This is a genomic window from Shewanella sp. 4_MG-2023 (assembly GCF_030548015.1).
GTDB lineage: Bacteria > Pseudomonadota > Gammaproteobacteria > Enterobacterales > Shewanellaceae > Shewanella.
In genome coordinates this window covers 13,941-27,451 of sequence record NZ_JAUORL010000020.1, presented here as the reverse complement: position 1 = coordinate 27,451, position 13,511 = coordinate 13,941, and the positions used below count along the sequence as shown (strand labels likewise).

10 protein-coding genes are annotated in these 13,511 nt (G+C 43.5%); 5 read left to right on the top strand and 5 right to left on the bottom strand.

Features of this window, described 5'->3' with window-relative positions; genetic code table 11:
• Nucleotides 1-116: 116 nt before the first annotated feature.
• Nucleotides 117-1,067, top strand: a complete 951-nt coding sequence (locus Q4546_RS12230; RefSeq protein ID WP_303446348.1) for a LysR family transcriptional regulator — start codon at nt 117-119, stop codon at nt 1,065-1,067.
• Nucleotides 1,068-1,179: 112 nt separating this feature from the next.
• On the top strand, nt 1,180-1,605 hold the full coding sequence (locus tag Q4546_RS12225) for a DUF6491 family protein (protein ID WP_102440311.1): 426 nt from the start codon (nt 1,180-1,182) through the stop codon (nt 1,603-1,605).
• 48 nt (nt 1,606-1,653) lie between these two features.
• On the opposite strand, the gene Q4546_RS12220 is transcribed toward Q4546_RS12225, so the two are convergent.
• The 4 genes from Q4546_RS12220 to Q4546_RS12205 form a co-directional block, all read right to left on the bottom strand.
• Complete coding sequence (locus tag Q4546_RS12220; RefSeq protein WP_102440352.1) at nt 1,654-3,204, bottom strand: ShlB/FhaC/HecB family hemolysin secretion/activation protein; 1,551 nt, start codon at nt 3,202-3,204, stop codon at nt 1,654-1,656.
• Between the two features lie 412 nt (nt 3,205-3,616).
• Nucleotides 3,617-4,837, bottom strand: coding sequence for a threonine/serine exporter ThrE family protein (locus tag Q4546_RS12215; protein ID WP_102440310.1), 1,221 nt, complete (start codon nt 4,835-4,837; stop codon nt 3,617-3,619).
• Between the two features lie 336 nt (nt 4,838-5,173).
• A complete protein-coding gene (locus tag Q4546_RS12210) occupies nt 5,174-6,508 on the bottom strand; it encodes an MFS transporter (RefSeq protein ID WP_102440309.1) in 1,335 nt (444 codons plus the stop codon).
• 36 nt (nt 6,509-6,544) lie between these two features.
• Nucleotides 6,545-8,092: a M81 family metallopeptidase gene (locus Q4546_RS12205; protein ID WP_303446347.1), complete on the bottom strand. Its 1,548-nt coding sequence runs from the start codon at nt 8,090-8,092 to the stop codon at nt 6,545-6,547.
• A gap of 330 nt (nt 8,093-8,422) precedes the next feature.
• Here Q4546_RS12205 and Q4546_RS12200 point away from each other — a divergent pair, with 330 nt between their 5' ends.
• Nucleotides 8,423-10,603, top strand: a complete 2,181-nt coding sequence (locus tag Q4546_RS12200) for a TonB-dependent receptor (protein ID WP_303446346.1) — start codon at nt 8,423-8,425, stop codon at nt 10,601-10,603.
• Between the two features lie 194 nt (nt 10,604-10,797).
• On the opposite strand, the gene Q4546_RS12195 is transcribed toward Q4546_RS12200, so the two are convergent.
• The gene (locus Q4546_RS12195; RefSeq protein ID WP_102440306.1) at nt 10,798-11,517 is read right to left on the bottom strand and encodes a Crp/Fnr family transcriptional regulator; all 720 of its coding nucleotides are present in this window, start codon (nt 11,515-11,517) and stop codon (nt 10,798-10,800) included.
• 308 nt (nt 11,518-11,825) lie between these two features.
• Here Q4546_RS12195 and Q4546_RS12190 point away from each other — a divergent pair, with 308 nt between their 5' ends.
• Both Q4546_RS12190 and Q4546_RS12185 read left to right on the top strand, forming a co-directional pair.
• Nucleotides 11,826-12,197 (top strand): RidA family protein, encoded by a 372-nt coding sequence (locus Q4546_RS12190; protein ID WP_102475793.1) that lies wholly within the window; start codon nt 11,826-11,828, stop codon nt 12,195-12,197.
• Nucleotides 12,198-12,232: 35 nt separating this feature from the next.
• Complete coding sequence (locus Q4546_RS12185; protein ID WP_303446345.1) at nt 12,233-13,489, top strand: D-amino acid dehydrogenase; 1,257 nt, start codon at nt 12,233-12,235, stop codon at nt 13,487-13,489.
• Nucleotides 13,490-13,511 lie beyond the last annotated feature (22 nt).

Here is a 13,511-nt window from a genome sequence, read left to right as displayed (position 1 = left end):
TAGTTTAATCAAAGTTAGCTGAGTACGCTTATTCGAGCTTATTCGAGCTTATTCAAGCTTATTCAAGCTTATTCAAGCTTATTTGAAGTTGCTTGAAGCTTCCAAGGACATGATAAATGCAATCGATTACTAAACAGCTGAGTCTTTTTCTTGATGTGGTGCAGCAGGGTTCGTTTACTAAAGCGGCGGCATTGCACGATATGGATAACTCGTTACTGTCAAAGCAAATCAAAAAGTTGGAAGCCGAATTAGGGGTGCAATTACTTAATCGCTCAACGCGCTCGTTTTCATTAACCTCAGCAGGGGAAGAGATCCTCGAACAAACCCAGACTTTATTAGATACCCTAAATCAAATCCAAAATATTGCAGATTCATATCAGTCTGAGCCGAAAGGGATTATTAGAATTACCTCGTCTATCTTCTTTGGTCAGGAGTATCTGCAACCTGTCATCAGCCAATTTATGAAGCAATACCCCAATGTTAAAGTTACCCTGTCATTGGATGATAAACGCGCCGATATTATTTCTGATCACTTTGATGTGGCTTTTAGGATTGGCAAGCTCACAGAGTCGAATTTGATTGCAAAAAAAATTGCCAAGACCCACTTTGCCATCTTGGCATCAGAAGCATTTTTGGCAGAGCATGGTCACCCGCAAACCCCAGAAGAGTTAATTCAATTGCCTGCGGTTATTTATAGCAATGGTAATGTCATCTTAGATCAGATGCGCTTATCCCAGCAGCCCCATGGCGAACAGTTTAAAAACTATAAAATGCAGGGGAATTATAAAGTCAGCGATGTCAGAACCATTATTGAAGCGGTGAAGGATGGCTTAGGTTACACTCATATTGATTTATTTAATTTAAATCAGTCGATTACTGAGCTTAAATTAGTGCCATTATTAACCCGCTATTCACTTTCCACTATGGATACTGGCATATATGCTGTCTATCCGCATCGTAAGCAAACCCTGCTAGTGAGTGAGTTTATTAAAGCGGTGCAGCAATATATTGGCACGCCACCTAAGTGGGTTGAACACGTACCGAATTATAAAAACTTATATAAATAAACTGAAACTAATTTTAGTGATGGTTATTCATTGTAAGTGAAAAATGTGGTGTAAGTAGTTGTTTTTGAGGGTGTTTGTTTTCAGTCGCAATGAATTAAAAGGAGGGTATACCATGTCTGTAAACAAGTTGATGAGCTTAGGATTCATGCTATTACTTACTGGCTGCGCCGCAACGCAAGCCAGTAAGCAAAAAGCGGCCATGTATCAGTTTGATGAGTTACAGCAGGTTAACTCGATTAGTCATTTTCGACTTGATAGTTGGCGCAGTATCGATAGCCGTAGTTTATTTATTGACGTGCGCCCAAGGCAAAGTTATTTACTGGTGCTTGATGGCATTGATAATAATTTGCAGTTTGCACAAGCCTTATTGGTCTCATCGAAACTGGGGACAGTTGAAGCGGGTTTTGATACGGTATCGACCGCGGCAGAGCCGCAATTCACCACCCGAATAAAAAGCATCTATCGCATTGATGATAAACAGCAAGAACAGCAAGTGAAACAAAAAATAGCAGGCTTTTCAGCGGTTAAAAAGCCTTAGTGGTTAGAGAGTAAAATTAAGCTTGCAGCAGTAACGACAAGTGTCAGTTTAAAAACGATTTTTCACTTGAAAGCGCCACTCCCAATCATCGACATATTCGCCGCTGGTAAAGGGCACCGCGAAATCAATATGGCCGACACTACCGTAGCTGGATTTTGATGAATACACTCTGGCACCAATGCCAATGCTGCCAATGGGGGCGTTGACTTCATTATTGTCATCAGGCCCGCCAAACGCCTGTCCAATATCCACAAAGGTGGCCCAGCCAAGTTCAGCAAGTTGATATAAATTGATGTTGGGATAATAGCGGACTTCTCCTGTGAGCAACCATTGATTATCACCATATTGATAGTCGTTAGGATAACCTCTTACCCCTGTATCATCGCCTAGGGCAAAGGGGTCATCGAGGTAATTATTTTGCGAGCTGGCTAAGCGGGTTTTAGCGTAGGCGGTCCATTTAGGGTTAATGTGGTGGAAGTATTCACCTTGGATGCTGATATTATAGTAATCGGCTTGGCTGGTGTTAAAGCTGGCTTCACCAGTAAGATTAAATAAGAATAAATTATCTTGTTGTTGATAGCCTCGACTGCTACTGACCGTTAGGTGATAGCCTACAGAAGACTCTTCGGCGACATCGCGAGTCTCAATGCCTAATTGAACAAAGTGACGCCAGCCTAAGTTAAAGTCCTCATGATTATTAATTAGATGGATATTAGTAAACACCTTATAATCATCTTGTAAGTATTCATAACTTGCCCAAGGGTATAAAAAGTCTCTGTCTTCAGGCAAGGCTTGATTTGGGAAGGTCTCACTGGGCTCAAATTGGTGTTTATCTTGGGTAAAACCTAAGCTAATTCGCGATAAATCCGCCTCTGTTTTATCAATAAGCCAGCCATAGCCGATAGCGGCATAATCGACATTATGCTCAAACTCATTAACGTCTTGGCCATTTTGTCTTAAGGTATCAATACGTTGATCGGTTAAGTATTCTGCGAAATACCTATCGGGGGTATCTAGTGAGTAAAACGGCTTATTAAAATACAGTTGGGTTGCTTGACCATCACTATTATCATACCAATTGGCAGCAATTGTGGCGTGTTTGATGAATTTTAGTGGTGCTGAAATGCCAAACTTATAACCGGTTCGATCAGCATTTGATTGATATTTAAAGCGGGTTTTAATGCCGCGTCCCATCAAGTTATCTTCTTTTATCCCGACAGAAAACTTAGTTTCACCACCGCTAGAGCTTAAGCTGAAGGTGGGCAAGAGTGACCAATTATCCCAGGTTTCCACCACCACAGTATCTTGCTCATTCTCTGCGCTAGGATCTTTTTCTGCGAGATAAATTTTGGCTTCTCGCAGGTAAGGCTCGGCTCGCAGTAAGCGCTGGGATTCTGCAAAGGTTTTTTGATTTACCTCATCGCCTTCAGTGAACGTAAGCTTATCGAGGATCGTTGCTTCAGTGGTGTTGATATGTAGCCAGTTGGCCCAGTGGTGAATAAAGAAGGCATCAGGGTCTGATTCATCAAAAATAGCATTGCTCTGCACGATAATGTTATCGACAGTAAAGGGGGTTGACTGGTTTTTGCTGTTTGTCATTACCAATGCCGAGGCTGAATGCTGCAGGTTGTTAATTTGCTCAGCATGTGCCGCGGCGATAGAGATAATCAAGGTAATAACAAGGATAATGGCTAAAGCGCAATTAGCGCGAATTATCACAATATTATTAGTTTTTATTATGGTACCTACTCAATTATTTATAGAAGGGATAGCTAATTAAGCTATTGAGTAAATAGCATTTAAAATTTCAACAGCTGAAATTAAATGCCTTATCTTAGTATGGCGGGTATTTTGAATTTCGCTGCTTTTTTGCGTAAAAATCAACAAGGGAGCGATGTGCTCCCTTGTTGGTGTTGCCGAGGGCCTTTTTTAGAGGGCCATTTTAAAAGGGCGGTTATATAAGAGGCTATTATATAAGAGGCTATTATATAAGAAGCTATTATTTAAGAAGCTATAAACTTCGCTTTGGCGGTACGATGACGTTAGCGAAAATAAGTCCAGCAATCAGTGACATAAAAATCAAGAACACTTGTGAGCCAATATGGGCCTGATTGAGCATGGTTTCACCTGAAATCATTGCGTTTAAGCCGATATAGGTTTTACTGCCAGGCACCAAAATAACAATGCCTTGAAGTAGGGCAATGGATACCGGTGCTTTCATCCAACGGGCAAATAAGTTGGAGTAAATGCCCACCGCCAGTGCGCCGACAAAAATACCAATAGACTCGCCTAAATATAAGCCGCCAATCATGGCTGAAAAATACGCCACGATACCGGCAAAAATGCCCCAAGGTGAATCCTTAAGGCGGGCTTTAAAGATAATCACTAACGCCATTGAGAGTAATGGCACCGCCGCCCACGAGGCATAAATTGGTAGCGCGTAAGGCTCAATATGCACTGATTCGCCAAACATGACTTTACCCAGTGTCATGCCTAATACGGCGCCAAAATACAGCTTAAACAGCAGCATCATCGCATCCATAATTCTGGCTGTGCCTGAGATGAGATCCCGCGCGGCTAACTCCGCAAGCCCCAGTGTTAATGCTAAACCGGGAATAAAAATAATAATCCCAGAGAGGATCACCACAGGAATATTAATACTAGGGTCTAATATGGCAATACCGCAGGCAAGAATCGCACATATCACCGCCGCAAGGGGCTCAAGCATTTCTGCCATTCGTGACGAGCGCTCAGCCCAAAAAACCATGCCATAAACCAGTAGCCCTAGCATGGCTGACCAGAACACATCATTCCAACTGGTGTCCATCAGCATCGCAAAAGCGCCGGCGCTGACGCCAAAAGACAGCAAGGTTAATTTATGGCCGTAAGGGTTAGGCTTGTTGGCAATTTCTTCTAGGCGATTAAGGGCTTCGGTTAAGGTGCGCTGACCTGTGGTTAGCTCTTCAACTAAATCAAACGTGCGGGCAAGGGAGCCTAAATCTAACTCCCCTGGTTTGACCCGCGCCACATGATTATATTCTTGCTCAGTATCATGCTGTAACACGAAGGTCATTGAAGTGGGCGAGATCAAAAAATAGCCTTCAATCCCCAAGGTAGTAGAGACCGTTTGTAAATGGGACTCAAGGCGATATGCCGGGGTGCCAAATTTGTGCAACGCCTTACCTAATCTTATGATAAATCGGCGTTTTTCAATGAAGTTGTCATCGTTCATTTTGCATGGTCACTCTAGGGTAAAAGGGAGTCGTTATTTGGCGCGCATAGTAACCGAAATGTGCTTTACTGAATACCTACATTTGGCTATTTTTACGATTTTATCAGTCGGTTAAAAAGCATTGGCATAATTTAGTTTATACATACTGTAGACCAGAAATGTTTAAGCTGAGGTATTAACGCTCAAAGCGCAGGTCAAAGGGGGGATTAAAGGCAGAGGTTAGCGACGAGCCATGTTGATTTTTTGGCTGTAAAACCAGCAAGCAGACAGGTATCTATGATGGCAATGTTATAGCTAACGGCCTAGGTATTACCTAAGCCGTTGATGACAGGTTAATTAAAGCGACTGACTGTCTTTAACGATAGTGCTAGATGCTTTAAATAAATGAATCGCACCCCATGCCAAAATAATCATTGAGATACTGAGGGAATAGCGCAGTGATTGCTCGCCAAACTGTGGTACTAAAGCGTCACTGACCATGCCAACAACTAATGGTCCAAAGCCTTGACCTAAAATTGCCATACACAGCATGGTTAGTGCCACGGCCATGGCTTTCATTTTAGGCCCTGCAACGGTTTGCACTGCGGCAAATGATGGCCCAGTCCCAGTTGATAAGGTAAATACCCCTAAAAATAATAGCCCCAGTGCCAGCGTTGAGTTAGCAACTAAAAAGCTGCCGATAAAGATTGGAATGACAATCACAAAGCAACATGCGGCCCATTTGACTTCCCAGCGCTGATCTTTAGCAATAATCTTAGGGGCTAAAAACGCCCCTGCCAAGGTACCAAACAAGGTACCAAAGCCCATTACCGAACCATAAAGAACACCGACTTCTTCAAGGCTCATGTGATGGGTTCGGATTAAAAATGACGGTAGCCACTGCACAATGCCATAATTACCAAACGCGCCCATAGATAGCCCTAACATCAGGTTTCGATAGGTTCTTTGTGTTAGCAGATGTTTGATGGTCGCAATAAGGTTGAGCTTATCATTATCAGCATTGATGAGCGGATTGCTGACACTATCTAGGCCTCTGTTATCTTTTACTGTCAGCCAAACCACCAAGCCCACGATTAAACCGGGCAGGCCCATAAAAATAAAGGTCATTTGCCAACCCACACTGTTGGCCAGTAAGCCGCCTAAAATTAATCCCGCTAAAATACCAACGGTGCCGCCAGCTTGGAAAATACCAATCGCAAAGGCTTTTTGTTTACCGGGAAATAAGTCCCCCAGCATGGCGTGACTGGCAGGAATACAGCCTGCCTCACCCACTCCGACGCCAATTCTGGCTAATAGTAGTTGAATGAAGTTAACTGACATACCGCAAGCTGCAGTCATGGCACTCCACAGCGCCACACTAACAGAGATGATCAATGGACGATTATATTTATCAGCCAGTCTGGCAATGGGAATACCAAACACAGCATAGAAAAAGGCGAACGCAAAGCCGGTTAACAAACCTAGTTGCGTATCAGAAAGGCTTAAGTCGTGCTTTATTGGTTCGATTAACACCGACAATACGAAGCGGTCCATATAAGCCAAGGCGCACACTAGCGCCAGCATAAACAGCACATAATAGCGATTGGTCGCCTTGCTATCTTCGGCAGTTGTGGGCCGGTTTTCGGCGTTTAATGCGCCATCGTCGCTGATGACATTGCTGGAACTTTTCATAAATGATCCTTGTTATTATTGTTATCGGCGAAGCGTTTACGCGCTAATGGGAAAGCTGGCATCATTATCAATGGGATATATAGGGTGCGTGAGCTTGGTATGCGCAAATTCGCCCACTCTGGCGGTGGTAAGCCCGGGTGAGTCAGCCATCAGTAAGTGATCACTTACTTTTTGGTAGAAGGCGCGCCAATGTGCTGATGATTTAACGCAAACCACATCGTATTCATAAATATCAATTCCGTGGGCACGCCCCGATACATCGTCAAAAGCTTGGCCTAAACCGGTTTGCACAATCACATCCACTTGGCCAACGGTGAGTCTCACTGAAGGGCCTAAATCGAAGCTCACACCATTTAACATAGGGCCACGAATGGTTTCTATGCCATCAGAAATCGACTTTACATAAGCTGTGCACGCAATAGGATTGCCACTGCGAAGTGGATCTAACTTGCCACCTAAATTGACACTAATCGTTGCGCCAACACCCGCCTCAATCGCTTGCTTTACCACTTGGGGATCGCGAATATTAAAAAAGGCCACTTTACCCAAGTCGGTGGTGAGGATTTTACTCAGCAAATGGGTTGTGTCACCGGTACAGCCGCCACCGGGATTGTCACCGATATCTGCAATCACAATCGGTTTATTATCATTTTCCCAAAAAGCGGCAGGGGCTTGATAGCGGCCTTTAGTGGCAAGAATATCGGTTGTGATGGCAATGGTTTGATCGACATTAGGTGGCAGATTAAGGCTGAGTTGTCTGTTGTCCCAAATCCATTGGGCAAATTCAGTGGCAATTTGCTCAGCTAACACAATATCGTTGTCAGTGGTCACTAATACATACATGCCGCAATATTCAGTGTCTTGATAGGGAAAACCGTGCATTACCGAGCAATTGAGTATTTGAGGATTTTGTTCATAGGCAAGGCACTTATCGCGGATTAAGGTGCCAAAGGTACCTGCCTCCATGGTGGTTGAAGGCGGCAATAAAATCGGAATTTTCTGGTAATTCATGGTGGGCGTCAGTTGATTTAAAAAGGCGCTAACCCCAGTGAGTAGTGCTTCTTTGGCGCAAGGATTAAAATCTACGTGGGCATATTCTTTACAGGTGGTGTAATAGTCATATTCACGAGCAATAAGATCTGTCACTTTGCCATGTAAATCAGTTGAGGCAACGATTTTGGTGTCAACCCCAACGACCTCGCGGATGGACTTAGCCAGATCGCCTTCTAAATCTGAGGTGCTTTGGACGATACCTGCGCCATGAACCATCAAATAAAATACATCGACTGGCTCATTGGCTAATGTTGATAACAGCTGCTGCTTGACGGCGGCATAAGCATCGTCGGTAACTGTGCCGAATGTGGTGTTAACGTGCATGAATACTGTTGGGACGATTTCCCAGTCATTTTCGAGACAGGCATCAATAGCGCCGCCCATGGCAGTACCCGCAAGCTTTAATAGCGCTTCACCTTCATACACCACTAAATCTTTAAGGGTTGTCGGCCCAGTTAACTCTGTGGCATAGGTGTTTGTTTCATGAAATAGCCCACCGATCCCCACGCGAATTTTATTTGAATCTTTCATGCCACCACCAACTTGTAATCAAAACGTTAACGTTAAGATAGGGGCTTAAGCAATCACCACACTGTCACATTGATTACATTTGCTGAACATTATGCGCCGAAACAGCAGTTGTCAGTCCAGTGACAAAGACGCTGCTGGCAAATGTTAAGATGAAATCTTTTTGTTCGTTGCGTGAAAGTTACCACTTTGTAATCTAGGTGACAGATTGCCTCTAATCAGTTTGTTACCCCTAGATAAAGGCAAAGTTGTTGAGTTGCGCAGTTTGGGAGCGTGCTGTTTTTTGCTTATAAAAATAATCCAATAAACAAAAATAAATAAACAGGTGCGACGATGAAGAGAACACAATTAGGTATCGCAATTAGTGTGGTTTTGCTGGGGCTTAGTGCTCCAAGCTATGCACAAGAAAATGACCCTACGCAACAAGACAACGCCACAGGTATTGAAGTCATTCAGGTGACATCACAAAAACGCGCCCAATCAATTAATGAAGTCCCTATTGCCATCAGTGCCATGAACGAGACCGATATTGAAAGGCTAGGCGCGCAAGATGTGCGAGACATGCAATTTAGTGTGCCGAACATGATTGTCACTGGGTACATAGAGTCGTCACCATCTTTTGGTATTCGCGGTATTAGTGATCGCTCACGTAACCCAGGTTACGATAACCGCGTTGGGGTATATATTGATGGCGTTTGGGTTGGGCGCTCATCAGCTGCTAACCAATCCGCGTTAGATGTTGAACGTGTTGAAGTATTGCGCGGCCCTCAGGGAACCCTATTTGGTAAAAATACCGTTGCTGGTGCGATTAATATTATTACTAAGCGACCACATTCAGATGAGCTGAGCGGGCGTTTAGGTGTGGATATTGGCAATTTTGGCCTGCAAAGCTATAACGGCAGTATTAATGTTCCATTTTCTGAAGATTTTTCAGGGCGCTTGTCAGTGACGAAAACCGATCGTGATGGTTTTGTTGAAAACAGCGATCCGCTGGGGGTGATCCTCCCAGCAGATAAATTTGTTGATGAATTCAATAATAAAGATGAGCTGGCAACCCGAGCGCAATTTTATTGGCATGCGGGTGAGAATACCAACGTGTCGTTAAGCTTTGATTATGTTGAAAATAAAGCCAACGTATTACTGGGTGAAAAAGTCGATGATCCACTCGCACCGGATGTCAATGTGGTGTCATTAGATTCAAGCCAAAGGTTAGATAGCACCATTAAAGGCAGCGGGCTGACCATTGATCATACCTTTGCCAATGAATTCCAATTAACATCGGTTACAGGCCTACGTAGCTCAGAATGGAACTTAAGTGATGTGGATGAAGACTATTCGCCACTGCCCTATGCCTTTACTGAATTTCAAACAGAAGACTCAACTCACTTCTCTCAAGAGTTAAGACTCGCTTCTCCTGCCTATGAAAGCTTTGATTACATTGTTGGCGCTTACTACCTAACCCAAAGTATTGAGGGTGACTCAGATGTCCAAGCCTTTGCACCTGCACTTAACCCAGCAGCGCCACCAGTGTATGTTGGTGCTAGCCGTGTAGCTGATGTTGATGCCGATTCATATGCGCTATTTGCCCACGGTAATTATCGATTTACTGATCAGTGGAGTATCACCGCAGGTCTTCGTTACACCTATGAAGAGAAAGCCATTGATTACACCATTGTTGATACTTCAGGCTTGTTTACTAATTTATCAGCCAAAGAGTCACGTGACGCATCAGATGTATCACCTACGGTGAGCTTAAATTGGATCCCTGTTGAAGATTTACTGCTATTTGCCCGCTATTCTCGCGGCTTTAAAAGCGGTGGTTATAATGCCGACTTAATCAATGATGCCGAAGCGTTACCCTTTGAAGATGAGTCAGTTGATTCTTATGAAATTGGCTTTAAGTCGCCATTTTTAGATAACACCTTAAATCTAAATGCCAATGTGTTTATCTCACAACATGATGATTATCAGGTGCAAAGCTTTACCCAACTGCCATCAGGTGGCACGGCTATCACCATAACCAACGCCGCTGAAGTTGAAAGTAAAGGCTTTGAGCTTGAGCTGCAATGGCAACCTATCGACAGTCTACAGTTGTGGGCAAACTATGGTTACACTGATGCTGAATTTAAAGCTTTTCCAGAGCCAGCAGGCCCTGGTACTGACTTCTCGGGTAATCAATTAGCTGAAGCGCCTAAATATACCTATGGCATTGGCGCTGAGTATCGTTATTCACTGAACTATGGCGATTTTGTGGTTCAGGCTGATTACTTCAAACGGGATAAGTTTTACTCAAACCCAGATAATGCCGTCAGTAACTTAAACCAAGAGCGAGGTGAAAGCGCTGCAAGAATTGGCTTTGAAGCTGAGTCAGGCGCATGGAATGTGTTCTTATGGGGTAAAAATCTGGCAGATGATGTGTCGCAAATTCATAACTCGACCTCATTTTTGGGCATAGGACGTGCTCAGTACAGCCAGCCAAGAACCTATGGCGTTAAAGGACAATATAAGTTTTAGCCTTGCAGGTGTAACCTTGGTCTAGCTAACGCTTAACCTTGGTTTTGACGATAAATAAAAAGCGCAAATTATTTTATAATCTGCGCTTTTTTGATGCTATTTAACTTAATGTTTAAAGTGAGCCATTAACTTCAACTCGTCACTGCAGTCATTCACTCATCCCATAACTTGCGGGCAATTAAGCCTATTTACGCCTATGACGCGATGGCTTTAACAGCCACTTGAGAGGTGATCATTTTATCCACCCCAGATATTTTGACTAACGGCTTAGAATCTAAAATACGGATTTTTCCATAGTGATATTCAATAAATCCGGCATCTGACCAATCTTTCAGTAACTTGTTAATGGCCTGACGGGTCGCACCTACTGAAGAGGCTAACATCTCTTGGGTAAATTCAAGCTCTTGGCAAGCAGAGTTAGGAACATTAGTGGCTGAAAAGGCCAGTAAAAATAATATTTGATTGGCTAAGCGGCGCTCTAAATTAAAAAATAACCCATACTCATACATGTTAAACACCTCTCGAATACGATAGGCCACATGCTCACACAGTGTTTTATAAATAATGGGATATTTTTCAGTTAATTGCTCGAAGTCCTTCGATAAAATTTTACCGACTTTGACCTCACCAATGGCGATAACATCTTGCGGACGTACATCATTATCAATAGCGGATAAAAAACCGATGCAGTCACCCTCACCATAAATCACATAAGTGGCTTCTTTACCATTGTCTGCAATAACTCTTAGACGGACCGTACCACTGAGTATTTGATATTGACCCGCGCCAGCACCTGATTCACCTTTTCTGTAAATGTGCTCTCCATCACTAAAGTGTTTTATTTTAAATGTAGCGGTTACTTCGTCTTGAATGTGTTGCGGCAATAACGCAATCCAATTAGCTGTATTCGACATACTAGAGCTCACTTTGGTTATTATTTTTAGTATTTATGCTGAAATTGACGGCCATATTTTATTGTTATATTGGCCTTTTTCTTGTAAAAAATTTAGCCATCACCCTAAAAGGCTGCTGATTATATCTACCATGACTGAGGTCGACAGCATAGTAATAAATGGTGCTAATTTGTTACATGCGGGTGCAGTTAGTGTTTTTTATTAACAAGAGTTACCCAAGTGTCATCTTGATTGCAGTGTTGGCCAAATAATTACTCCTATAATGATTTTTAATCATCATGACATCATTGATATAAGGTTGAATTTAAATGGCTAAACAAGTATTAGGTAACAATGCCTTAGGCTTACCTTTCTCTCCAGCAGTTGCTGCTGGTGGGTTTATTTTTTTATCTGGGCAGATGGCGTTTGATCAGAACAATCAATTAGTGGATGGTGATATCACCGTGCAGACCAAGCAAGTGCTAACCAACATCAAAAACTTATTGGCAGAGCAAGATTTAACGCTGGACGCCATTGTAAAAAATACCATTTGGTTAACCCACGTTGAAGATTTTGCCGCCTTTAATCAGGCCTATGCTGAATTTTTCCCTAATAATCCTCCTGCTAGAGCGACTGTGAGATCTGATTTATTGATCCCGGGTGCGCGCATTGAAATTGAAGCGTTAGCGATAAAAGATTAGCCACCAATTAGCGCTGTAATGCTTGAGGGGAAAACATGAATATCATTATTATTGGTAGTGGACTGTTGGGCTTGAGCACCGCTTATCAGCTACATGCTCAAGGGCATCAAGTCACAGTGATTGATCGACGTGAAAGTGCAGGGCTTGAAACCAGTTTTGCCAACGGCGGCTTACTGACCCCCAGTTTGTCAGATCCTTGGAATGCACCAGGTGTGTTCTTTAATATGCTAAAAATGATTGGCAAAGAAGACTCGCCATTACTACTCAGACCTAAAGCATTACCCTCGCTGGCATTGTGGGGGCTCTCCTTTCTAAAAAACTCTCGCCGTAAAACCTACGAGCAAAGTATTTTTCGTAACACCCGCATGGCGAAATACACCCTAGATGTGCTTGATGATATGACCCAAGCAATCGGTTTGACTGATCTGGGTGGTGGCAGTGGCACCATTAAGGTCTGTCGTCAGCAACAGGAGCTGGATGAAGTGCTGGCCATGGCCGAGTTTCTTCAGCCTGAAGCGGTTAAGTTTACTATGCTCAGCCGTGATGACACCTTTAAACTTGAGCCTGCATTGGCCCCGCTAAACGATAAGGTTGCGGGGAGTATTTATTTTCCTGAAGATCGCTTTGGCGATGCCCATCAATACTGTGTTGAGCTAACAACTTACCTTGAAAAAGTAGGGGTGCAGTTTTTATATAACACCACAGTAAGCGATATTATTAAGCACCAGGGCAAAATCACCCACATTAACACTAGCCAAGGCCAGTTAGATGCCGATGCATTTGTATTGGCAGCAGGCAGTTACACGCCGTTATTGGCGAATAAAGTGGGCGTTAATATTCCGGTTCGCCCCTGTAAAGGTTATTCATTAACCCTAACGCTTGATGGCTGGGAGGGCGGGCCTAGCATGCCTGTGATAGACCATTCGCTGCACGCTGGGGTGGTGCCGCTAGGGAATCGAATTCGGGTGGCGGGTACGGCAGAGTTTAACGGTTATGATACCCAGTTAAATCCTGGGCGGTTGCAGAATCTTTATGATTTATTGCAGGCGATTTACCCTGAGTCTAGCGCTTTTGTGAACCCAGAAACCACCCAAAGTTGGACGGGTTTACGACCAGTGTCAGCATCGGGTGTACCGCTAATTGGCCGCTCAAAAATTGATAATTTATATATTAATACTGGCCATGGGCATTTAGGCTGGACGATGGCGGCAGGCTCTGGCAAGGCGCTTGCAGACCTTATCAGTGGCGAGCGCCCTGAAATATCTCTCGCTGATTACGCAGTTAATTGCTGAGTTAATTGCTGAGTTAATTGGA

Excerpts from the sequence above, each read along its gene's own strand:
- Q4546_RS12210 (WP_102440309.1), bottom strand. The coding sequence starts at position 6,508 with ATGAAAAGTTCCAGCAATGTCATCAGCGACGATGGCGCATTAAACGCC.
- Q4546_RS12185 (WP_303446345.1), top strand. The coding sequence starts at position 12,233 with ATGAATATCATTATTATTGGTAGTGGACTGTTGGGCTTGAGCACCGCT.
- Q4546_RS12195 (WP_102440306.1), bottom strand. The coding sequence starts at position 11,517 with ATGTCGAATACAGCTAATTGGATTGCGTTATTGCCGCAACACATTCAA.
- Q4546_RS12220 (WP_102440352.1), bottom strand. The coding sequence starts at position 3,204 with ATGACAAACAGCAAAAACCAGTCAACCCCCTTTACTGTCGATAACATT.
- Q4546_RS12230 (WP_303446348.1), top strand. The coding sequence starts at position 117 with ATGCAATCGATTACTAAACAGCTGAGTCTTTTTCTTGATGTGGTGCAG.
- Q4546_RS12200 (WP_303446346.1), top strand. The coding sequence starts at position 8,423 with ATGAAGAGAACACAATTAGGTATCGCAATTAGTGTGGTTTTGCTGGGG.
- Q4546_RS12205 (WP_303446347.1), bottom strand. The coding sequence starts at position 8,092 with ATGAAAGATTCAAATAAAATTCGCGTGGGGATCGGTGGGCTATTTCAT.
- Q4546_RS12225 (WP_102440311.1), top strand. The coding sequence starts at position 1,180 with ATGTCTGTAAACAAGTTGATGAGCTTAGGATTCATGCTATTACTTACT.
- Q4546_RS12190 (WP_102475793.1), top strand. The coding sequence starts at position 11,826 with ATGGCTAAACAAGTATTAGGTAACAATGCCTTAGGCTTACCTTTCTCT.
- Q4546_RS12215 (WP_102440310.1), bottom strand. The coding sequence starts at position 4,837 with ATGAACGATGACAACTTCATTGAAAAACGCCGATTTATCATAAGATTA.